Here is a 21,235-nt window from a genome sequence, read left to right as displayed (position 1 = left end):
GAAAGCCTACTCCCACACATAAGGCGTCTCTTGATAAACATAATAGTTGAGCCAATTGACAAACAGTAAGTTAGCGTGAGAGCGCCATGTGTTATACGGTTGTTTATTTGGATCGTCATGTGGAAAATAATATTTTGGAATTTGAATGTCTAGACCTCTGGCTAAGTCGCGTTCGTATTCTTCTTTTAGCGTTGTGGCATCATACTCTGGGTGCCCTGTTAAAAACACTTGTTTGCCATCGTTTGAAATGACGAGACAGACGCCAGCTTCTTCGGATGAAGATAAAATCGTTAACTCTGAAACCGCTTCGATATGTTCACGTTTCACATCTGTATGGCGTGAGTGTGGAATTTTATGAATATCGTCAAATCCACGAATCAGTTTCACGTGCTTTTGTTCTAACACATGATCAAATACACCAAAACATTTTTGTGGTAAATCGTATTTTGGAATACCATAGTGATAGTACATCCCTGCTTGTGCACCCCAACAAATATGTAACGTAGATGTGACATTTGTTTTTGTCCATTCCATTATTTTGGTCAATTCATTCCAGTAATCGACTTGTTCAAACGGTAAATGTTCAACAGGAGCCCCGGTAATGATCATACCGTCATACTTTCGATGTCGTACATGCTGAAATGTCGTATAAAATTGATCGAGATGGTGTTTCGATGTTGTTTTTGCTTCATGTGTTTCTGGACGCAAGAAGGTTACATTCACTTGTAGCGGTGAATTTCCAAGTAAACGTAGCAATTGTGTTTCCGCTTTTTCTTTTTGGGGCATTAAGTTTAAAATAATAATGTTTAGCGGTCGAATGTCTTGAGAATAGGCGCGATCTTCATCCATGACGAAAATATTTTCTTGTTCTAGTACCTCTTTCGCAGGAAGATCACGTGGAATATTAATTGGCAATGTCCTCAACCTCCATTTACATTATATAAATACATTCATTATAAAAATTTTTAGAAAATTATTCAATGTTTTTTATTTTATTGATTTTTCTATTTACATTGTTGTATTCTTGTAAAAGCAAGAATGATTTGGAGGGATGTACGTATGTTTATGTCATATGAAGAATATATGCGCCAAGTTGTACAACCGATGCGTGATGAATTAGTAAACGGTGGATTTAAAGAATTGCGCACGAGTGAAGAAGTGGAACAGTTTATGGAGCAGGTAGAGGGAACAACTTTTGTTGTCGTTAATTCTGTTTGTGGTTGTGCAGCAGGGCTTGCGCGTCCAGCAGCTATTCAGGCGGTACAAATGAGCGAGAAAAAACCGAATCATCTCGTTACTGTTTTTGCAGGGCAAGATCGAGAAGCGACAGCTAAAATGCGTGAGTATTTTGTCGGTATCGAACCTTCTTCTCCATCGATGGCATTATTAAAAGGTAAAGAAGTTGTTCATTTTATTCCACGTCACGATATCGAAGCAAACTCGCTCGAAAATATTATGCAAAATATTATGCAAGCTTTTGAAAAACATTGCTAAGGGTGTCCTACAGACATCCTTTTTCTTTTGAGGTGAACGTATGATTGTGACAACTGCAGGTAGAACGAATGACCAAATGATCGAGAAAGCGAAACAAATTGCGTTAGAATTACAAACTTCATACATTCCACGTCGAAAACGTTCCATTACGACCATCCACCAATTCGTAGCTCAACCTGTTCTTGTCGTTGGAAAAGAGAGATTAGAACTCCATTTTCCGAACGGGCGTGAACCGTTATTTTTTCATCCTAATTCTGCTTCTTTTCGAGCAAAGCGCATTTTAAAAGGAGAAAGTGAACCGTTTTTACAAGCTACGAAGTTACAAAAGGGGATGACGTTTTTAGATTGTACGCTTGGATTGGCGACCGATAGTATTATCGCCAGCTTAGCTGTTGGTTCGGAAGGAAAAGTGGTAGGAATTGAGGGGAGTGTATATATCGCTTACTTAACAAAACAAGGGTTACGTCATTGGGATAGCGATGTAGTTGAACTTAATGAAGCGATGCGACGTATTTGTGTGCATCATGATGATTTTCGCTCATTTTTAGCGCAATGCGATGATAAATCATATGATGTTGTTTATTTGGATCCGATGTTTGAAGTAAGTATTGAAGAGTCGGATGGGATAAAGGGATTAAAACAGGCAGCGCTATATACGAACGTAACAAAAGAAGATATCGAACAGGCGAAACGAGTAGCCCGTCAACGAGTTGTGTTGAAAGATCATTGGCAAAGCTCGCGATTTCATCAATTTGGTTTCTCTGTTTATCGAAGAAAAACAGCAAAATTTCATTTCGGTACGATTGAACTTTCGTAAATGGCACAAAATAAAGCAGTAGGGGGTGAATCAGATGGGAAAACGAAAAAAAGATGCTTCGAAAACAGGATTAAGTGCGCCAGAAATTAAGGGACAAGGAACAACAGAACAGGAAACAGGAAACATTGAGTTGGATTCAAGTCGTAAAAAAACAAAACGGATGTAACTTACTACTTCTTTCCCCTCTTTTCCGAGCGAAGTTGAATACGTGTTGCAGGAAAAGGAGCAAAATCGAAAGAAACATATGGGGAATAAAGGTTAACGAGGGAGTGTATCCCTCGTTTATTCTTTATAGTAAATAAGGTGGGAAGGACAACGGCAGTCAGATGAACCAAATCCTTTTACGATCCATTGTCCTTTGTATTGTTGTAAAAGTTGTTGGGCACGCTCACATTCACTAAGCTCAGAAGAATATGTTTGAACGTGTGTAATTTCTCCATATGGACGAATGTAATCGATATGCCAACGTTTTCGTTTTTCCAGTTGCATATGACGTTGAATACGTGATTGAATGTTTCGTTTCGCACTCCCTACATAAATATAGTTTCCGCTCGGGAATAAAAAAGTGCCTAATTTACCCACTTCAACGGTTACATCACTAGATATTGTAAAGAAAACTGCATAAATAGTATGATGATTATCAAACATTTCACACACCTCTAAAAAAATTGTCATTGAAAAATGAAGATCTTAGCAATACAATAAAAGAAGCGTATGTATGAAAAAAGGAGATGACGTTATGCTTTCAAATATCGGAGTGCCTGGTTTAATTTTAATTCTTGTCATCGCTCTTGTCATTTTCGGACCGAAAAAACTGCCTGAAATTGGACGTGCTTTCGGTGAAACGTTGCGTGAGTTTAAAAAGTCAACAAAAGGATTGCGCGATGAAGTATTAGAGGAGCTTGACGAAAAGAAAGAAACGCGTAAATCATAAAGCGGCAACGATGTGTTGCCGTTTTTAACATGGAAAAAGGTTGGTGTTTACGCTCGTGGAAGAAAAGCAACGATATGAAGATAAAGAGATGACGTTAGTTGAACATTTAGAAGAATTGCGCAAGAGAATTTTTATTGTTGTTGGAGCACTGATTTTATTTTTTATTGTAGGATTTATTTTTGTTCAAGATTTATATCGTTGGCTGATCGCCGATTTAGATGTCAAGCTAACGATTTTAGGGCCGACCGATATTTTGTGGGTATATGTGATGTTAGCTGGAGTATTTGCGATTACAATGACGATTCCTGTATTTGTTTGGCAACTATGGATGTTCGTGAAGCCTGCTCTTACTCCAAGAGAACGAAAAGTAACGTTATCGTATATTCCAGCGACATTTTTGTTATTTGTTCTCGGTTTATGTTTTGGTTACTTTGTTGTTTTGCCGATGGTGTTCCACTTTTTAATGAGTCTTGGCGAAGATTTGTTCGCGACGATGTTTACAACAGAGAAGTATTTTCGATTTATTTTAAACATGACGATTCCGTTTGCTATATTGTTTGAATTACCGATCATCGTTATGTTTTTAACAAGCGTTGGTTTAATTAATCCGTACGCATTACAAAAAGTAAGAAAATACGCGTATTTTGTATTAGTTATTATTGCGGTAACGATTACCCCACCAGACTTTATTTCTGACTTTTTAGTAACCATCCCGTTACTCCTATTATATGAAGTGAGTATATCTATTTCAAAATTTGTGTATAAACGCAAAGAAAAGCAGACAGAGCAAGAAGCGTCTTCAGAGTAGAAGGCGCTTTTTGTTTTTTAATTATTTGGCTAACGAAGGAAAAGTAGTCATGATCGTACCAAAAGAAGATGAACAGACCATTCTTGATGTACTTCGTTCCCAACTAGAAGGAAAAGACGCAGCTGTGATCGGAACAGTTCGAGCAACAAACAAAGAGCAGTTGTTATTACGGACACCGCTTGGTACAACACGACGGTTATATCGACTGACAGGGCTTATGTTACCTCGTATTTGTTAAACCGTAGGGCAAATCCTACGGTTTTTTTGTCTTTCCTACTTTTTTGCTTTATGTCATAATAAATGACAGTAAATAAAAAAAGGGTGAGGGCATCATGAAGCAATATTTACAATTACTTGAAGATATTTTGCAAAACGGTGTGTATAAAGATGACCGTACGGGGACGGGAACGCTTTCTGTATTTGGACGTCAGTTACGTTTTGATTTACGAGAAGGATTTCCTTTACTGACAACCAAAAAATTACATATTCGTTCCATTATTCATGAATTGCTTTGGTTTTTGAGCGGAGATACGAATATTCGCTATTTAAAAGAAAATGGTGTAACGATTTGGGATGAATGGGCAGATGAAAACGGAGATTTAGGACCGGTGTACGGAGCGCAATGGCGTTCGTGGAGAGGAGCAGACGGACGAACGATTGATCAAATAAGTGAAGTGATTGAACAAATAAAAACAAATCCAAACTCCCGCCGTCTTTTAGTGAGCGCGTGGAATGTGGCAGAATTAGATCATATGAAATTGCCACCTTGTCATTATGCTTTTCAGTTTTATGTGGAAAATGGGACATTATCATGCATGTGGCAACAGCGATCTGTCGATACGTTTTTAGGTCTTCCGTTCAATATCGCAAGCTACGCGTTACTTACATATATGGTTGCTCAACAATGCGATCTGCAGCCGAAAGAACTTATTTTTACTGGCGGTGATGTCCATTTATATATGAACCATATTGAACAAGCAAAATTGCAATTAACAAGAGAACCGCGACCGCTCCCGAAATTGATAATCAAACGAAAGCCTGCTTCTATTTTTGAGTATCGTTTTGAAGATTTTGAAATTGTTGATTATGATCCACATCCGCATATTAAAGCGGACGTGTCTGTATAAGGAAGTGATTTAGTTGATCTCTATTATTGTGGCTATGGATCGAAATCGAGTCATCGGTTATAACAATACGTTACCTTGGCATTTACCAGCAGATTTAGCTTATTTCAAGCGGGTAACTATGGGACATCCGATTGTCATGGGGCGAAAAACATTTGCATCGATTGGTCGTCCACTCCCAGGGAGAATCAATATCATACTGACACGAGACAAAACGTTTTCAACAGATGCGAATGTGCAAGTCATTCATTCGATAGATAACATTCGACAAATCGAACAACAATATGGTCATGTGTTCATTATTGGAGGGGCACAAGTATTTGAACAAGCGATGCCGCTAGCGGATCGCCTGTATGTTACACATATTGACGCAACGTTTACAGGAGATACATTTTTCCCGCCAATTGATGAAAAAGAATGGATGCTTCGTACCGCTCAACCGGGTGTACAAGATGAAAAAAATCGCTATCCACATACATTTTGCATATATGAACGAGCTCGCTAATCGGCGGGCTTTATCTTTTTAAATAATTTTTAGAGAATTTACTTTTCTTTATCCGAAAATATGATATATTTTAGAATAACATAAATGTGACAACGAATTTATAAATGGAAAGGAAACGAGAAGATGGAACAACAAGTAAAACGAAAACATGGCGTATATGTAGAAGATATTTTAATTGCTTATCAAACGTTAAAAGATGTCGTGTATCATACTCCTTTACAAAAAAATGAATTGCTTTCAGAACGTTATGATTGCCACGTATACTTTAAACGAGAAGATTTACAAGTCGTTCGATCGTTTAAAATTCGCGGGGCATATTATCGAATGAAAAGTTTATGTGAAGAAGAAAAGAAAAACGGGATTGTTTGTGCAAGTGCAGGAAATCACGCCCAAGGCGTTGCTTATTCGTGTCGAGTACTCGGCGTACACGGTAAAATTTATATGCCGTCTACTACTCCACGACAAAAAGTATCACAAGTACAATTTTTTGGTCGGGAATTTGTTGATATCATTTTAGTTGGTGATACATTTGATGACTCTTATGAGCAGGCGATTGTTTGTGCCAAAAAAGAGCAACGAACGTTTATCCATCCGTTTGATGATGAGGCTGTCATTGCTGGACAGGGAACGGTCGGGGTTGAAATTTTAAATGATTGTGAAGAGCCGATCGACTATGTGTTCGCAAGTATTGGCGGGGGAGGGCTTATTTCTGGTGTCGGTACGTATATAAAAAGCATTTCACCAACGACAAAATTAATCGGTATCGAACCTGAAGGAGCTCCTTCGATGAAAAAATCGTTTGAAGCAAAAGAAGTCGTTACTTTAAATGGAATCGACCCATTTGTAGATGGTGCAGCAGTCAAGCGCGTGGGTGAAAAGACATTTACGTTAGCGAAAGAGCTCGTTGACGATATTGTAGTCGTTCCTGAAGGAAAAGTGTGCACAACAATTTTGCAACTTTATAACGAGAATGCGATCGTTGTAGAACCTGCTGGAGCGTTGCCAGTTGCTGCACTTGACTTATATAAAGATCACATTCGTGGCAAAACAGTTGTTTGCATTATCAGTGGAGGAAACAACGATATTGGACGTATGCAAGAAATTAAAGAGCGTTCTATGATTTATGAAGGACTTCAGCATTATTTTATTGTCAATTTTCCACAACGTGCAGGCGCTTTACGTGAATTTCTTGATGAAGTGCTGGGACCAACAGATGACATTACATTGTTTGAATATACGAAAAAGAATAATAAAGATAGTGGTCCAGCTCTTGTTGGTATTGAATTGAAATGTCGTGAAGATTATGGTCCGCTCGTTGAACGAATGAAGAAAAAAGGTTTTCCGTTTATGGAAGTGAATAAAGATAGTAGTTTATTCCATTTGCTCATTTGACAAAAATTTTTTATAATTCGATGACGAAATGTGACATACTTCAACACAAAAATCGTGTATAATATAAGTAAATCGGTCAAAAAAGAGGATTGATATTTTGTTATTCAAAAGCCTAGAGTTTAAAAACGTAGATGGGCAAAAAGTAAAAATTATTGAAATTCCGGTATTGGAGGACGATAACCCTTATCAATTTATGGTAAAAGTAAGGTTACAAACGTTTATTGCACAAGTGTATGCGAGCAAAAAAACAAAGAAGGTGCATTCGTTTAAAGATTATTTAAAACGTGTGTTGAAGTGGCCGGTATACGAACAAATATTTAAATCTGAAATTTTAAAAAACAATGCATAAATGACGAAGGAGCTGTTTTGCTAATGTGCAAATCAGCTCTTTTTTTACAAAAAATTTTATGAAAACGAAGACACGCAGGGCGATTTTATTATATAATTTCACCGTACGAAAATTTTAGAATGAAATACAGGAAGTGAAAAAATGAGTAAAGTAAAAATTGTAACAGACTCTACGGTCGATTTACCAAAAGAAATAATTGAAGCGTGGGACATTCGTGTCGTTCCATTATCCATCTCTATTGATGGGGAAACATATTTAGATGGTATTGACCTAACTCCACAACAATTTATTGAAAAAATGAAACAAGCAAATGAACTTCCGAAAAGCTCTCAACCGTCTGCAGGACAGTTTTTACAAGTGTATGATGAACTTGGAGAAGCGGGATACGATGTTATCTCGATTCATATGACAGGAGGAATGAGCGGAACGGTGCGCTCTGCCGAAAGTGCAGCTGCGATGACAAAGACGAACGTCACCGTTGTCGACTCACGCTTTATTTCTCTTGCACTTGGCTTTCAAGTATTAGAAGCGGTCAAAATGGTCTCTGAGGGAAAGACAGTATCAGAGATTGTTTCCCATCTCGATACAGTTCGTGCGAATACACATTTATTCGTTGTTGTTGATACGCTTGAAAATCTCGTCAAAGGTGGACGTATTGGACGAGGGAAAGCGATGATAGGTTCGTTACTAAACATCAAACCGATCGCTTCATTAGAAGATGGGGTATATACGCCTGTCACAAAAGTTCGGAGCCAGTCCCAAATTGTCAAATATTTAACCAATCAATTTGTTGAACATACGAAGGGAAAAAAAGTTCGAGCAGTCGGAATTGCTCACGCAGAGGCGCTTGATTTAAGTGAACGATTAAAACAATCCATTGCGGAAACGACAGGATGGACACAGACGGACATTGTGTATACAACTCCAATCATTTCGACACATACAGGTCCAGGAGCGATAGGGTTTATGTACTATACGGAATAGGAGGACATAAAAGGTGAAGCGTATACGCTTATGGCTGTTTGCTGTGCTTTTGTTGTCGCTTGTCGCTTGCCAGCAAGCGATTCCAGATGCAAAAAATTGGCCGATCGAAGATTTCACATTTACTGACCAACATGGTCAACAGTTTGGTCTAGCTGATTTAAAAGGAAAAGTGTGGGTAGCCGATTTTATTTTCACACGATGTGCTGACGTTTGTCCACCGATGACAGCAAATATGGCGAAACTACAAAAAATGGCTAAGGAAAAAGGGTTAGATGTGCACTTTGTTTCATTTAGTGTAGATCCCGAAAACGATACACCAGATGCGTTAAAAACGTATGTTGAAAAGTTTCAAGGAGATTTAAGTAATTGGCACTTACTTACAGGTTACACCCAACAAGACATTGAACGCTTTGCGCAGAAAAACTTTAAAGCCGTTGTAAAAAAGCCACAAGAAGGGGATCAAGTCATTCACGGTACAGATTTCTATCTCGTTGACCAAAATGGAACGATCGTGAAGTATTATAGTGGCTTAAACGATGTACCGTACGAAGAAATTTTAAAACATATTGACATGTTACAAGAATAACATATGCAGACAAAAATGATGACCGTGTCATTTTTGTCTTTTCTTTTATAGAGAGGGGAGCCCATATGAACAAACTGCTTCTTCTATTTCTTTGTGTATGTTTAGTCGGATGTTCCTCGACCTCTACAACTACTGTCCCAACGACCATACAAGAAAATGAACAAGAACAAATAAAGCCACGTGATTTACATGTTGTAGCGTTAGGTGATTCGTTAACGAAAGGGGTAGGGGATGGTAAAGGTGGCTATGTCACATTCATTAAGCAATATTTAGAGCAACGTGAAGATGTGAATAAGGTGTTTGTTCAAAATTTTGGCAAACGGGGGTTGCGTAGTGAACAACTAACTGATGTCATCATGAACAATGAATCGGTCATTCGAAAAGCAGATGTTATTTTGATTACAATTGGCGGAAACGATGTCATGAAAGTTATTCGGTCACATTTTTTATCCTTAACGTATGAATTGTTTGTTAAAGAACAACAGATGTTTGCTTCCCGACTTGACGAGCAATTGCAACTTCTTCGCTATATGAATCCAGATGCTTATATTGTACTTATCGGGTTATACAATCCGTTTTCTTCGGCTTTTCCGAATATACAAGAAATGGGGGAGATCATACACATGTGGAACGAAGGAAGTAAGAAAGTGATCTCGCGTTATGATCGTGCGCTATTTGTACCTATTGACGATTTGTTTGAAGAACGTGATGATATATTGTATGACGATCAATTTCATCCGAACACACGTGGCTATGAACTAATCGCACAACGTATGTATGAACATCTACAAAAACATGAAGAATGGATAGGGGAATAAATAGTGAAGTGGAAAGTGTTATTTTTTAGTTTGTTAGGAATAAATAGTTTAGTGATGGCGTTATTACTTTTTTATATGTTTCAATCATCTCCTTCCCCATATATATCGAATGTTAACGTGGAAGGACCGACATTTACTGTTCAAACATCTAAACAACATCTAAATGCGTTAGTGAACGACTATATTCAGAAGCATGAAAAAAAAGGTGGTTTGTCTTACAATGTTCAATTAGCTGATCGGTTGTATATAACAAGTGCTATCCCGATATTTGGAAAGCCTGTTGATTTGACAATGGCATTTGATCCAAGGGTGGATGAGAATGGTCATGTTGTACTTGCTCATCCGACGATGACGTTTGGGCAACTCCGTTTACCTGTACCGTATGTATTAACGTATATCAATAAACATGCTTCATTGCCAAATTGGGTGAAAATCGATGCGAAACGTGAACGCATTTATATTGTTGTAAGCAACATTCGTATAAAAGAAGGACTCGTGTTGAAGGCGAAAACGTTCGATTTAAATAAAAATGATATCACTTTTACAGTTACTATAACAAAATAATAAGGATGTCTCTCATTACTGAGGGACATCCTATTTGATTCGCAATCCTTTAGGATAAAAGTTTTTTACAACTCCTTTTACTTCTTTTCCCCAACCAAGCGGATATCCATCAATAGTCACTAATATCCATCCACGATCTCCGCTCGTTTGTAATGTTTCTCCTTTCATGTATCGTAGGCTTTCTTCAAATGTAAGAGACAGATATGCTTGTACTTGTTGTTTTGTTAATGCCATCGCTAAAGCGTGGTTTGGTTCAAAGCGATTTTTTTTCCATTCTCCGATATGGAGACCAGGGCGGACGACTTTTAAGCCATCTAAGCGAGGGCACGAATGTGGGAGGGCAAATAAGTGTGCACCAAACGCATACATCGTTCCTTTTATTGTTGTTTGGATGGTATGATTCGTAAACGTTTCATAATCACGCCACATCACTTTAGGGACGTTACATGCAACTGTTTTTCCATTCCAACGTTTGACGCTACTTCGTTTGCGCATTTTTGCGACGAAATGTCCTTCCCCTTTTAGATGATGCGGCCAGAGCCTTGCTGTATGTGCAATGTTTCCATGATGTGTGTTTGTCCAATGTGACACACCTGGTTGAATGCCATGTTTTTTTTCAATTGGTATTAATTCCATATCCTCGTAAGTTGTTAAAAACCAGTCAATGATTTGCTCGTTTTCTTCTGGAGAAAATGTGCATGTCGAGTAAACGAGTGTGCCTCCTTCGCTTAACATCTTATAAGCACATGATAAAATGTGCCGTTGTGTTTGTGCACATTTTTGAACGTGTTCTAAACTCCAAAATTGGATCGCTTCTGCGTCTTTTCGAAACATGCCTTCTCCTGAACATGGAGCGTCAACTAAAATTTTATCAAAAAACCCTTCAAACGTTTCCGATAATTTTTCAGGCGTTTCATTTGTCACAACAGTATTTGTAATTCCGAGCCGTTCAATATTTTCAGATAAAGCTTTGACGCGTTTTGGATGAATTTCGTTTGCCAGTAGAAAACCTTCGTTATTCATCATCGCTGCTAATTGTGTCGTTTTCCCCCCCGGTGCTGCGCATAAGTCGAGCACTCGTTCTCCTGGAGATGGGGCAAGCACTTCAGCGACAAACATGGCGCTAGGTTCTTGAATGTAATACAATCCCGCAGCATGATATGGATGTTTTCCGGGTTGGGCGTTGTAATAATAAAATCCTGTAGGACAAAAAGGGATCGGTTCAAGTTCCCATGGGCTTATGTGTAAAAATGTTGATGGTGATACTTTCAATGAATTGATCCGTAAACCGTTGACTTTTTCTTCATTGTACGTCGCAAAAAAACGCTCCGCTTCATCTCGAAGCAAAGCATTCATTTTCGTTACAAATTGTTTTGGTAAATGACATGTAGCCACTATAACCACTTCACTTTCGGTTCTGTTTTGTTTAAAATACGTTTTATGTTCGCTCGGTGACGATAAAACACAAAAAGTGTTAATAATGTGACGACAATGCGCAAAGGAACGTCATCTGTCCACACGAATGCATAGACGGTCGCATACACGCCTGTTAACATAGATGAAAGTGAAACGTATTTTGATATATATAGAATGAGAAAAAAGACAGCTAACATCGTCATAAATAGAACGGGTGAATAAAATAACAACACTCCACCAGATGTAGCAACCGCTTTTCCACCGCGAAATTGAGCAAACACCGGATATGTATGACCAAACACAGCAAACATTCCTGTAAGAAGTGGGTGAATATCTACAGAAAACAATATAGGTAGGCTCGCGGCTAACGTCCCTTTTAAAATATCAGCAATTGTCACAATTAATCCCGCTTTTCCACCGAGCACGCGAAATGTATTTGTTCCACCTAAATTGCCGCTCCCGTGTTCACGTATGTCAATTCCATACCCTATTTTTCCAACGATCAATGCGAACGGAATTGAACCAAGTAAGTAACTGAAAATCACAAGCAAAACAGACATCATATGCCCCCTCTACTCCATTCATAGTTCCTCTATGGATGTTATGTTTTTATTGTAACATGCTTTTTTAAAAAATGAAGGCAGGATTATTTTTTTACATGAAGAAGTACTAGTTTATTATGGGAGGTAGATGATATGGGTCCAAGTCGTGAACAAATTAAACAAATTTTAAACAAGGCGAAGCGAATTGCTGTGGTAGGATTGTCAGATCGTCCGGAGCGTACATCTTATATGGTTGCAAAAGCAATGAAAGAGGCAGGCTACGACATTATTCCAGTTAACCCTCTTATTAAAGAGTGGGAAGGCATTCCAGCCGTTGCTACGTTAACAGATATCGAAGGACATGTCGATATTGTTAATGTGTTCCGTCGCTCTGAACATTTGCGTGAAATCGCTGAACAGTTTGTTCAAATGGATGCAGACGTGTTTTGGGCGCAATTAGGTGTATATGATGAAGGCGTATATCATGATTTAACAAAAAAAGGGTATACGGTTGTGATGGATCGCTGCATCAAAGTAGAACATGCGCTCACACGGTAAAAACGACCATTCTTTTTGTAATGGTCGTTCTTTTTCTTCACGACGTTGGACGTTTTACGAATGTATGTTAAAATAGAGAAAGTCAAAAAAAACAGAAACAAATGTTCTTGTTGTGAAAGGGGAATGATTGTGACAGATAAGCAGCTTCTTACATATAACGAAGACGCCATTCAAGTGTTAGAAGGGTTAGAGGCGGTTCGTAAACGTCCGGGGATGTATATTGGAAGTACAGATAGTCGCGGTTTGCATCATCTTGTATATGAAATTGTTGATAATGCGGTTGATGAGGCGCTCGCAGGATATGGGAGACGCATTGTTGTAACGATACATAACGATCAAAGTGTAAGCGTGCAAGATGAAGGACGTGGGATGCCTACAGGCATGCATAAGTTAGGAAAGCCGACTCCCGAAGTTATTTTAACGGTATTACATGCTGGAGGAAAATTTGGTCAAGGTGGCTATAAAACGAGCGGTGGGTTACACGGTGTTGGCGCTTCTGTTGTGAATGCTTTGTCTGAGTGGTTAGAAGTGACCATTCATCGTGATGGGTTTATATATTATCAACGGTTTGAACATGGTGGAAAACCTGTGACTACACTTGAGAAAATCGGAGTAACAAAACAAACAGGGACAAAAATTCAATTCAAACCAGACCCAACGATTTTTAGCACAACGACGTTTCATTACGAAACGATTAGTGAACGGTTGAGAGAATCTGCATTTTTATTAAAGGGGTTAAAAATTGAATTATACGATGAACGAACAGGTTTGCGCGATACATTTTATTACGAAAACGGCATTGAGGCGTTTGTGCAATATTTAAATGAGGAAAAAGACGTGCTTCACCCTGTTGTATTTTTTAATGGTGAGCAAAGTGATATTGAAGTCGAGTTTGCTTTCCAATTTCATGACGGATACTCAGAAAACATGCTTTCTTTTGTAAACCATGTCCGTACGAAAGATGGAGGGACGCATGAAATTGGGGCTAAAACAGCGATGACTCGTGTGTTTAATGAATATGCACGAAAAGTAGGTTTATTAAAAGAAAGAGATAAAAACTTAGAAGGGACAGACATCCGTGAAGGATTATCTGCCATCATTTCTGTTCGCATTCCAGAAGCACTTTTGCAATTTGAAGGGCAAACGAAAGGCAAATTAGGAACACCTGAAGCTCGTTCCGCTGTTGAAGTTGTCGTTAGTGAAAAACTGACGTATTTTTTAAATGAAAACCCAGATATTGCAACGCTGTTAATTAAAAAAGCGATTCGCGCGTTTCAAGCGCGTGAGGCTGCACGAAAAGCTCGGGAAGAAGCAAGGTCGGGGAAAAAGCGCAAGGGAAAAGAGCACGTATTAAGCGGAAAGTTAACGCCTGCTCAAACGCGAAATCCCAAAAAAAATGAGTTGTATTTAGTTGAAGGGGATTCAGCTGGTGGATCTGCGAAACAAGGTCGTGATCGTCGCTTTCAAGCTGTATTACCTCTTCGTGGAAAAGTGATTAACACGGAAAAAGCGAAATTAACCGATATTTTTAAAAACGAAGAAATTAATACAATCATTCATGCCATTGGTGGCGGTGTCGGGGCTGATTTTTCACTCGATGATATTCATTATGACAAAGTGATCATTATGACTGACGCGGATACAGACGGTGCGCATATTCAAGTATTGTTGTTAACGTTCTTTTATCGCTATATGCGACCGCTTATTGAAGCGGGCAAAGTGTTTATCGCTCTTCCACCGCTGTATAAAGTGAGTAAAAAAGTTGGCAAAAAGGAAGTTGTGGAATATGCATGGACGGATGAACAATTGCAGTCGATTTTGAAAAAGGTCGGTAAAGGATATACGATTCAACGTTACAAAGGACTCGGTGAGATGAATGCCGATCAATTATGGGAGACGACAATGAACCCTGAAACACGGACGCTTATTCGTGTTCGTATTGATGATGCAGCCCGTGCAGAACGTCGTGTAACAACATTAATGGGCGATAAAGTAGAACCGAGAAGGAAATGGATTGAATCAAATGTGCAATTCGGTTTAGAGGACGATATGAATATTTTAGAAAACGATCATGTGATGACAGCTGAGGGGGAATAAGGGAATGGAACGCGTATTAGATTTACCATTTGAAGATGTGCTTGGAGACCGATTCGGCCGATATAGTAAATATATTATCCAAGAGCGCGCCTTGCCGGATGTGCGCGATGGATTAAAGCCGGTGCAACGCCGCATTTTATATGCAATGTACGTAGATGGAAACACATCGGATAAGCCATTTCGTAAATCGGCTAAAACGGTCGGAAATGTCATCGGTAATTTTCACCCGCACGGTGATTCTTCTGTATATGAAGCGATGGTACGCATGAGTCAGGAATGGAAAGTAAGAAATGTACTTATTGAAATGCATGGGAATAATGGGAGTATTGATGGAGATCCACCCGCAGCGATGCGTTATACAGAAGCAAGATTATCTGCCATCGCATCAGAATTGTTGCGCGACATTGAAAAAGAAACGGTAGAGTTTGTACCGAACTTCGATGATACGAGTAAAGAACCAGTTGTATTACCAGCGATGTTTCCGAATCTGCTCGTCAACGGTTCCACAGGCATTTCAGCAGGTTATGCCACAGAAATTCCACCACATCATTTAGGAGAAGTAATTGATGCTGTTATCATGCGTATTAATCATCCGACTTGTACGGTTGATGATTTAATGACGGTACTGAAAGGACCAGATTTTCCAACTGGTGGTATCATTCAAGGAAAAGAAGGCATTAAAACAGCCTACGAAACAGGAAAAGGTAAAATCGTTATTCGTGGGAAAGCCACGATCGAGCAAGGGAAAGGTGGTAAACAAGCGATAGTTATCACAGAAATCCCTTATGAAGTGAATAAAGCGAACTTAGTTAAAAAAATTGATGAATTGCGTCTAGAAAAAAAATTGGATGGAATTGTTGATGTGCGTGATGAAACAGATCGTACAGGATTACGCATTGTTATCGAAGTGAGAAAAGACGGCAACGCGGAAGGTATTTTAAATTATTTATATAAAAATACAGATTTACAAATTACGTACAATTTCAATATGGTCGCTATTCATGAGCGTCGACCGAAATTATTAAATTTACCGCAAATGTTAGACGCATATATTGAGCATCAAAAAGAAGTAGTTGCCAATCGTTCGCGTTATGAATTACGAAAAGCAAAAGAGCGTGCTCATATTGTAGAAGGATTAATGAAAGCTGTATCCATTTTAGATGAAATCATCGCAACGATTCGCGCTTCTCAAGATAAAAAAGATGCTAAAACGAATTTAATGGATCGATATGGGTTTACAGAACCTCAGGCAGAAGCCATTGTCACATTGCAGTTATATCGTTTGACGAATACAGATATTTATGATTTACGTGAAGAAGCAAATGCGCTTCATGATAAAATTGAGCAGCTAACATCGATTTTAGAAAGTGAACAAAAGCTATTATCTGTCATTAAATCGGAATTAAGAAAAATGAAAAAAACGTATGCCGATGAACGAAGAACGACCATTGAAGAAGAAATAAAAGAAATTAAAATTGAAATGAACGTTGTTGTTCCAGAGGAAGATGTCATTGTCACTATTACAAAAGACGGATATATTAAACGCACGAGCCTTCGATCCTATAGCGCCTCGAACGGACAGGACATCGGAATGAAAGAGGGCGATAGGTTGCTCGGAATGTTTGAGATGAATACAACACATACGTTATTGTTATTCACAAATAAAGGAAACTATTTATATTGTCCTGTTTATGAACTTCCAGACATTCGTTGGAAAGATCTTGGTCAACACATTTCTCATATCATTCCGCTTGATCGAGACGAGCAGTTGACTAGTGCCATCCCAATCGCAAGTTTTAACAACGGGTATTTATTATTTATTACAAAACAAGGGTTGGTGAAAAAAACACATCTCGTTCATTATAAAGCGCAACGTTATTCTAAGCCGCTTGTTGCTATGCGATTAAAAGAAGATGATGAAGTTGTGAACGTATATCAAACAAACGGAATGGGACATATATTTCTTGTCACACAATACGGATACGGATTATTGTTTTCAGAAGAAGAAATTGGAGAAGTAGGCGTTCGAGCGGCGGGAGTAAAAGGCATTCATTTAAAAGATGGAGATTATGTTGTTTCTGGTCAACAGGCAACAGACGAAAACATAATTCTTGTAACAAAACGTGGAGCGGTGAAAAAAATCGCTCGGGCAGAGGTCGAACCATCTACTCGTGCGAAACGAGGACAACTTCTCATTAAAGAAGTGAAAACGAATCCACATCGATTAGTAAGTTGTCACTTCCTTTCACATGGTCGCGTTATCTTAAGGACAGAGAAAGGAATGACGGAAGACGTCCATGTCGATGAGTTACGACTAAGCGATCGATATGGTAATGTTACGTATGTAATTGATTGTGACGAAACAGGTAACGTGACAGATACATGGGTGAAATGGTCATAATTCCCTTGCATTTATTTATGATTTCAATTATATTGAAGAAGGTATAGTTTGTATGTGGGGGATTTATGATGAGGTTTAAACGTCAAGAACCTTTTCGATATCAATTTGGTCAACCGCTTCCTTGTACGTTTCGTATTACACATATTGGGGAACGGGAAGTAGAAACGGATAAAGGAGCGGCCGAAATTCACGATATTAGTCCACGCGGTATTCGACTGGAGACAAACTTAAATTTACCCATTGACTCCGCCAAAGGTGAACTCGAAGTGGAGTTGCAATTTACAATCGTTGATCAACCAATCAACGTGCGTGGGATTGTCATTTGGAAGAAAACATATGTAAACAAATTTCAATACGGTCTTTCCCTAGAGATTTCAAAACAAGAGGAAATACAATTAATTGGCGAAATTAAACGACACGCGGCGATGTATGCACGAAAAAAAGAAAGTAAATAAATGTGAAAAAGATGTCCACAAGGGCATCTTTTTTCTTTGAAAATTATTTGAAAGCGGTTAACTAACTCGTATATACAAGTTCACAAGAAATGTTGTAATCGCTTTAACTAAGGAGGAATAAAGGATGCGACAATCTGTGGAGCAAATTGTTCAAGCTTTTGATAATCTTATTAAAGAAGCGCATAAGCGCAACAAAAAGATTGTTACGCTTATTTTTCGTTGTTATGTAGTTGCGATCTCCAGTTTCTGTACATTGTAAAACAACTTTCACACGCATATAGGCACTCTCCTTATAAAGAAAATAGGAATCATTATGTTTTGTGTCATAATATAAAAACGCCTCTTTGTCAACACTCGCAGCCGGAATGATTCCGACTACGATTGAAGATGTTCCTTCATAAATTGTGGAAGACGGAAACATTGGCTTAAAATATCAGCGTTTGCATATTTCGTTTGCTTTGTGAAAGTGTGGAGCCGTTCAAATAAAATCGGCTGTTTTGCACCAAGAGTGAAGCTCCATAGCCCGCCAGGATACGTTGGAACAGTAGCTGTATATACGTGAACATGCGGGAATAAATGACGAATATTTGCATATGTTTGTTTCAATACGTCCATATGGAAAATCGGCGATTGGCTTTGACAAACCATCATTCCATCTTCTTTAAGCGCTTTATGCACACTTTCATAAAAATCGTATTCAAATAATACTTGGGCAGGACCAATAGGATCAGACGAGTCAATGATAATGACATCGTACGTATTCATATGATCTTTCACAAATTGAACCCCATCTTTATATACGTACTGAACACGTGGATCGGAGAGATTTCCCGATACTTCAGGTAAATGTTCTTTACATGCTTGAACAACAAGTTCATCGATTTCGACGAGATGGATTTCTTCTACCTCTTCATATTTCGCCACTTCACGAGCTGCACCACAATCGCCCCCACCGATAATTAAAACTTTTTTTGGCGACGGATGAAGAGAAAGAGGAACATGTGTGATCATCTCATTGTAAATATGTCCATCAATAGAAGTTGTTTGTACAATTCCATCAAGCACAAGCATTCTTCCAAAGTCGTATGAGTCTAAAATCATCACATGTTGAAATGGTGAACGTTCTGAGTAAATAATCTCTTTAATACGATAACTAATTTTTAAATTTTCACGCTCATCTTCTGTTAACCATAGCTGTCCATTTTGCTCTTTTATGTAGTTCATAGCTTCCTCCTCTAACAATGTATTTTGCGCCTTCTTTATATTAATACATTTGTGCATGAGTTTGCAAAGGATGAGAACATCAGATAAAAAAATTGCAATAGTCATTTTATTCGTAAACGTTTACAAAAATAAAGTGTTGACAGTTCTTTTAACATTTACACAAATGCATTGAAAAATAGAACGAAGAGGGGTAGGATAAATGTGAAAAACATCACAAAAAAGAAAGAGAAGTGAGAAAACAATGGAAGCTTTACAAACATGTAAAGAGCTTGCATTAAAGAAGCGCTCCATTTTGCAAACAACGCCTCTTCAATATATGATTCGTGCTGCGTTGGCAGGTGTATACATTGGTTTTGCTCTCGTTCTTTGCGTACGTATCGGACAATACTTTTATGAGGCGCATTCACCTGTAACGTATTTAGTGAGCGGTATTTTCTTCGGAATTGCCCTTGTGTTGATTATGTATGGCGGTGCAGAACTATTTACAGGGAATACGATGTACTTTACTGTAAGTACGCTTCAAAAAGAAACGACGATTGGTGACACGCTTCGTAACTGGGTGGCGTGTTATAGCGGCAACTTGCTTGGTGCGATTTTCTTCGCCTTTTTGATTGCACAGTCAGGTATTTTTCATGACATTCCGATGGATCATTTACTTTTTGCAATTGCTTTGAAAAAAATGCACGCAACAACGATACAATTGTTTGTCAAAGGGATTTTATGTAACTGGCTTGTTTGTTTAGCTATTTTTATTCCAATGCAAATGAAGGAAGATATGGCAAAAATGTTTGCGATGATTTTAATCGTTTTCGTCTTTTTTGCTTCCGGATATGAACACTCTATTGCAAACTTTGTTATTTTTTCACTTGCTTTAGCTGTCGAGCATCCAGATACAATTCATGTAGCAGGGATTATCCATAACATCGTCCCTGTAACGCTTGGGAATATCATTGGTGGCTCATTATTTATGGGGGCGTTATACACATATCTTTCATCTAATAAACAATCTACGCCTGTGTGGAAAGGGGCGTTTGGAGTAAGAAAAATATTGAATAAGTAAAAAATAGTCGGGATATGTTCTCGACTATTTTTTTATTTGTTATAATAAAAGTTATTATTTTATTTCATTTTTCTGTCTATGGGGGGAGTTATGATGTATTTTCAACAAAAACATGTGCAAAAGTTTATGAACAAATATAAAGAGCGAGCACGCTTGCTTATTTCATGCCCAGATCAACCAGGCATTGTGGCCGCTGTCACTACTTTTTTGTACGAAAAGGGAGCTAATATTGTGGAATCCAGTCAATATTCGACAGATCCTGAGGGAGGTACGTTTTTTTTACGAATCGAGTTCGATGCTCCGAATATATTAGAAAGAAAAAAGACGATAGAGAAGGAATTTGCAACGATTGCACAACAATTTGAGATGAATTGGCGATTGAGCTTACATATACATGTGAAAAAAGTAGCCATATTTGTTTCAAAAGAAGAGCATTGTTTATTAGAGTTACTATGGGAGTGGCAAGCGGGTGAATTACTTGCAGATTTTGTTCTAGTTATTAGCAATCATGAGCAAATGAGAGAAACGGTAGAGTCTTTTGGAATCCCATACTATCATATACCGGTAACAAAAGAAACAAAAGAGGAAGCGGAAGAAAAACAAATCCAACTATTAAAGGAACACGATGTGGATGTCATTGTGCTTGCACGTTATATGCAAATTTTATCACCGCATTTTGTTGCAACTTTCCCAGCACAAATCATTAATATTCATCATTCGTTTTTACCGGCATTTGTTGGCGCACGACCATATGAGCAAGCTTATCGACGCGGAGTGAAACTGATCGGTGCCACTTCTCATTATGTAACAGATGATTTAGATGAAGGCCCAATTATTGAACAAGATGTCGAGCGGGTGGATCATAAGCATCATGTAGAAGACTTAAAGCGAATCGGGCGCATGATCGAAAAAACGGTTCTTGTCCGCGCCCTAAAATGGCATTTAGAAGACCGTGTCATTATTCATGAAAATAAAACAATTGTTTTTAAATGAAGGAGGGGGAACCTTCTTCTTTTTTTTTACAAAAAATTGATATCATAAAACTATGTTCTAAATAAAAACTGAATAAAAATAAAAATGTTCAATTATAATGGAAATGGAGAAGGG

The 21,235-nt window shown here is 38.3% G+C and carries 26 protein-coding genes; 20 read left to right on the top strand and 6 right to left on the bottom strand.

Annotation, left to right across the window (positions count from 1 at the left end):
- Positions 1–6 precede the first annotated feature (6 nt).
- The gene (metA, locus tag NSQ23_RS07905; protein ID WP_339170004.1) at positions 7–915 is read right to left on the bottom strand and encodes a homoserine O-succinyltransferase; all 909 of its coding nucleotides are present in this window, start codon (positions 913–915) and stop codon (positions 7–9) included.
- A 144-nt stretch (positions 916–1,059) separates the two neighbouring features.
- Here metA and NSQ23_RS07900 point away from each other — a divergent pair, with 144 nt between their 5' ends.
- The 3 genes from NSQ23_RS07900 to NSQ23_RS07890 are packed head-to-tail and all read left to right on the top strand — an operon-like array spanning position 1,060 to position 2,477.
- Positions 1,060–1,494 (top strand): BrxA/BrxB family bacilliredoxin, encoded by a 435-nt coding sequence (locus NSQ23_RS07900; protein WP_032099505.1) that lies wholly within the window; start codon positions 1,060–1,062, stop codon positions 1,492–1,494.
- Positions 1,495–1,534: 40 nt separating this feature from the next.
- Positions 1,535–2,311, top strand: coding sequence for a class I SAM-dependent methyltransferase (locus NSQ23_RS07895; RefSeq protein WP_339169997.1), 777 nt, complete (start codon positions 1,535–1,537; stop codon positions 2,309–2,311).
- 34 nt (positions 2,312–2,345) lie between these two features.
- Complete coding sequence (locus NSQ23_RS07890) at positions 2,346–2,477, top strand: YuzL family protein (RefSeq protein WP_080601142.1); 132 nt, start codon at positions 2,346–2,348, stop codon at positions 2,475–2,477.
- 116 nt (positions 2,478–2,593) lie between these two features.
- Here NSQ23_RS07890 and NSQ23_RS07885 read toward each other — a convergent pair whose 3' ends face one another.
- Positions 2,594–2,959: a GIY-YIG nuclease family protein gene (locus NSQ23_RS07885; protein WP_339169993.1), complete on the bottom strand. Its 366-nt coding sequence runs from the start codon at positions 2,957–2,959 to the stop codon at positions 2,594–2,596.
- A gap of 91 nt (positions 2,960–3,050) precedes the next feature.
- On the opposite strand from NSQ23_RS07885, the gene NSQ23_RS07880 reads away from it, so the two are divergent.
- From NSQ23_RS07880 to NSQ23_RS07830, 11 genes are all read left to right on the top strand, one after another.
- A complete protein-coding gene (locus NSQ23_RS07880; RefSeq protein ID WP_035018658.1) occupies positions 3,051–3,245 on the top strand; it encodes a twin-arginine translocase TatA/TatE family subunit in 195 nt (64 codons plus the stop codon).
- A gap of 88 nt (positions 3,246–3,333) precedes the next feature.
- Positions 3,334–4,053 (top strand): twin-arginine translocase subunit TatC, encoded by a 720-nt coding sequence (tatC, locus tag NSQ23_RS07875; RefSeq protein WP_339174341.1) that lies wholly within the window; start codon positions 3,334–3,336, stop codon positions 4,051–4,053.
- A 25-nt stretch (positions 4,054–4,078) separates the two neighbouring features.
- Entirely contained in the window at positions 4,079–4,291 is a 213-nt protein-coding gene (locus NSQ23_RS07870; RefSeq protein WP_339169992.1) for an AIR synthase-related protein, read from the top strand.
- Between the two features lie 94 nt (positions 4,292–4,385).
- Positions 4,386–5,180 (top strand): thymidylate synthase, encoded by a 795-nt coding sequence (gene thyA / locus NSQ23_RS07865; protein ID WP_064221177.1) that lies wholly within the window; start codon positions 4,386–4,388, stop codon positions 5,178–5,180.
- Positions 5,181–5,193: 13 nt separating this feature from the next.
- Positions 5,194–5,682 (top strand): dihydrofolate reductase, encoded by a 489-nt coding sequence (locus NSQ23_RS07860; RefSeq protein WP_339169989.1) that lies wholly within the window; start codon positions 5,194–5,196, stop codon positions 5,680–5,682.
- Positions 5,683–5,805: 123 nt separating this feature from the next.
- Positions 5,806–7,074, top strand: a complete 1,269-nt coding sequence (gene ilvA, locus NSQ23_RS07855; RefSeq protein ID WP_339169987.1) for a threonine ammonia-lyase IlvA — start codon at positions 5,806–5,808, stop codon at positions 7,072–7,074.
- A gap of 97 nt (positions 7,075–7,171) precedes the next feature.
- The gene (locus NSQ23_RS07850; RefSeq protein WP_004890472.1) at positions 7,172–7,423 is read left to right on the top strand and encodes a YpmP family protein; all 252 of its coding nucleotides are present in this window, start codon (positions 7,172–7,174) and stop codon (positions 7,421–7,423) included.
- A 141-nt stretch (positions 7,424–7,564) separates the two neighbouring features.
- Positions 7,565–8,407, top strand: a complete 843-nt coding sequence (locus tag NSQ23_RS07845) for a DegV family protein (RefSeq protein ID WP_004890470.1) — start codon at positions 7,565–7,567, stop codon at positions 8,405–8,407.
- A gap of 13 nt (positions 8,408–8,420) precedes the next feature.
- Positions 8,421–8,993: an SCO family protein gene (locus tag NSQ23_RS07840; protein ID WP_339169984.1), complete on the top strand. Its 573-nt coding sequence runs from the start codon at positions 8,421–8,423 to the stop codon at positions 8,991–8,993.
- 65 nt (positions 8,994–9,058) lie between these two features.
- Positions 9,059–9,811 carry an SGNH/GDSL hydrolase family protein gene (locus NSQ23_RS07835; protein ID WP_339169982.1) on the top strand — a complete coding sequence of 251 codons (753 nt, stop codon included), beginning with the start codon at positions 9,059–9,061 and terminating at the stop codon, positions 9,809–9,811.
- A 3-nt stretch (positions 9,812–9,814) separates the two neighbouring features.
- Entirely contained in the window at positions 9,815–10,375 is a 561-nt protein-coding gene (locus NSQ23_RS07830; RefSeq protein ID WP_339169980.1) for a YpmS family protein, read from the top strand.
- A 30-nt stretch (positions 10,376–10,405) separates the two neighbouring features.
- Here NSQ23_RS07830 and NSQ23_RS07825 read toward each other — a convergent pair whose 3' ends face one another.
- Positions 10,406–11,770: an RsmF rRNA methyltransferase first C-terminal domain-containing protein gene (locus tag NSQ23_RS07825; protein ID WP_339169978.1), complete on the bottom strand. Its 1,365-nt coding sequence runs from the start codon at positions 11,768–11,770 to the stop codon at positions 10,406–10,408.
- Complete coding sequence (gene plsY, locus NSQ23_RS07820) at positions 11,770–12,351, bottom strand: glycerol-3-phosphate 1-O-acyltransferase PlsY (protein WP_035018654.1); 582 nt, start codon at positions 12,349–12,351, stop codon at positions 11,770–11,772. Before plsY ends, NSQ23_RS07825 begins: the two co-directional genes overlap by 1 nt.
- Positions 12,352–12,486: 135 nt before the next feature.
- On the opposite strand from plsY, the gene NSQ23_RS07815 reads away from it, so the two are divergent.
- The 4 genes from NSQ23_RS07815 to NSQ23_RS07800 all read left to right on the top strand — a co-directional run bounded on the left by NSQ23_RS07815 (position 12,487) and on the right by NSQ23_RS07800 (position 17,844).
- Entirely contained in the window at positions 12,487–12,891 is a 405-nt protein-coding gene (locus NSQ23_RS07815) for a CoA-binding protein (RefSeq protein WP_004890457.1), read from the top strand.
- A 123-nt stretch (positions 12,892–13,014) separates the two neighbouring features.
- Positions 13,015–14,988 (top strand): DNA topoisomerase IV subunit B, encoded by a 1,974-nt coding sequence (gene parE / locus NSQ23_RS07810; RefSeq protein ID WP_192948445.1) that lies wholly within the window; start codon positions 13,015–13,017, stop codon positions 14,986–14,988.
- Positions 14,989–14,992: 4 nt separating this feature from the next.
- Positions 14,993–17,389: a DNA topoisomerase IV subunit A gene (gene parC / locus NSQ23_RS07805; RefSeq protein WP_339174194.1), complete on the top strand. Its 2,397-nt coding sequence runs from the start codon at positions 14,993–14,995 to the stop codon at positions 17,387–17,389.
- Positions 17,390–17,457: 68 nt separating this feature from the next.
- Positions 17,458–17,844: a PilZ domain-containing protein gene (locus tag NSQ23_RS07800; RefSeq protein WP_035018652.1), complete on the top strand. Its 387-nt coding sequence runs from the start codon at positions 17,458–17,460 to the stop codon at positions 17,842–17,844.
- Between the two features lie 103 nt (positions 17,845–17,947).
- Here NSQ23_RS07800 and rpmG read toward each other — a convergent pair whose 3' ends face one another.
- Positions 17,948–18,121 (bottom strand): 50S ribosomal protein L33, encoded by a 174-nt coding sequence (gene rpmG / locus NSQ23_RS07795; RefSeq protein WP_339174190.1) that lies wholly within the window; start codon positions 18,119–18,121, stop codon positions 17,948–17,950.
- Positions 18,122–18,219: 98 nt separating this feature from the next.
- A complete protein-coding gene (gene speE / locus NSQ23_RS07790; RefSeq protein ID WP_035018651.1) occupies positions 18,220–19,068 on the bottom strand; it encodes a polyamine aminopropyltransferase in 849 nt (282 codons plus the stop codon).
- A gap of 241 nt (positions 19,069–19,309) precedes the next feature.
- Here speE and NSQ23_RS07785 point away from each other — a divergent pair, with 241 nt between their 5' ends.
- Positions 19,310–20,128, top strand: a complete 819-nt coding sequence (locus tag NSQ23_RS07785; RefSeq protein ID WP_004890446.1) for a formate/nitrite transporter family protein — start codon at positions 19,310–19,312, stop codon at positions 20,126–20,128.
- Positions 20,129–20,221: 93 nt separating this feature from the next.
- Positions 20,222–21,121 carry a formyltetrahydrofolate deformylase gene (purU, locus tag NSQ23_RS07780; RefSeq protein ID WP_339174186.1) on the top strand — a complete coding sequence of 300 codons (900 nt, stop codon included), beginning with the start codon at positions 20,222–20,224 and terminating at the stop codon, positions 21,119–21,121.
- Positions 21,122–21,235 lie beyond the last annotated feature (114 nt).

This window comes from Anoxybacillus sp. FSL W8-1294 (genome assembly GCF_037965005.1).
GTDB classification, from domain to species: domain Bacteria; phylum Bacillota; class Bacilli; order Bacillales; family Anoxybacillaceae; genus Anoxybacillus; species Anoxybacillus flavithermus_G.
This window is presented reverse-complemented; position numbering and strand designations above follow the sequence as displayed.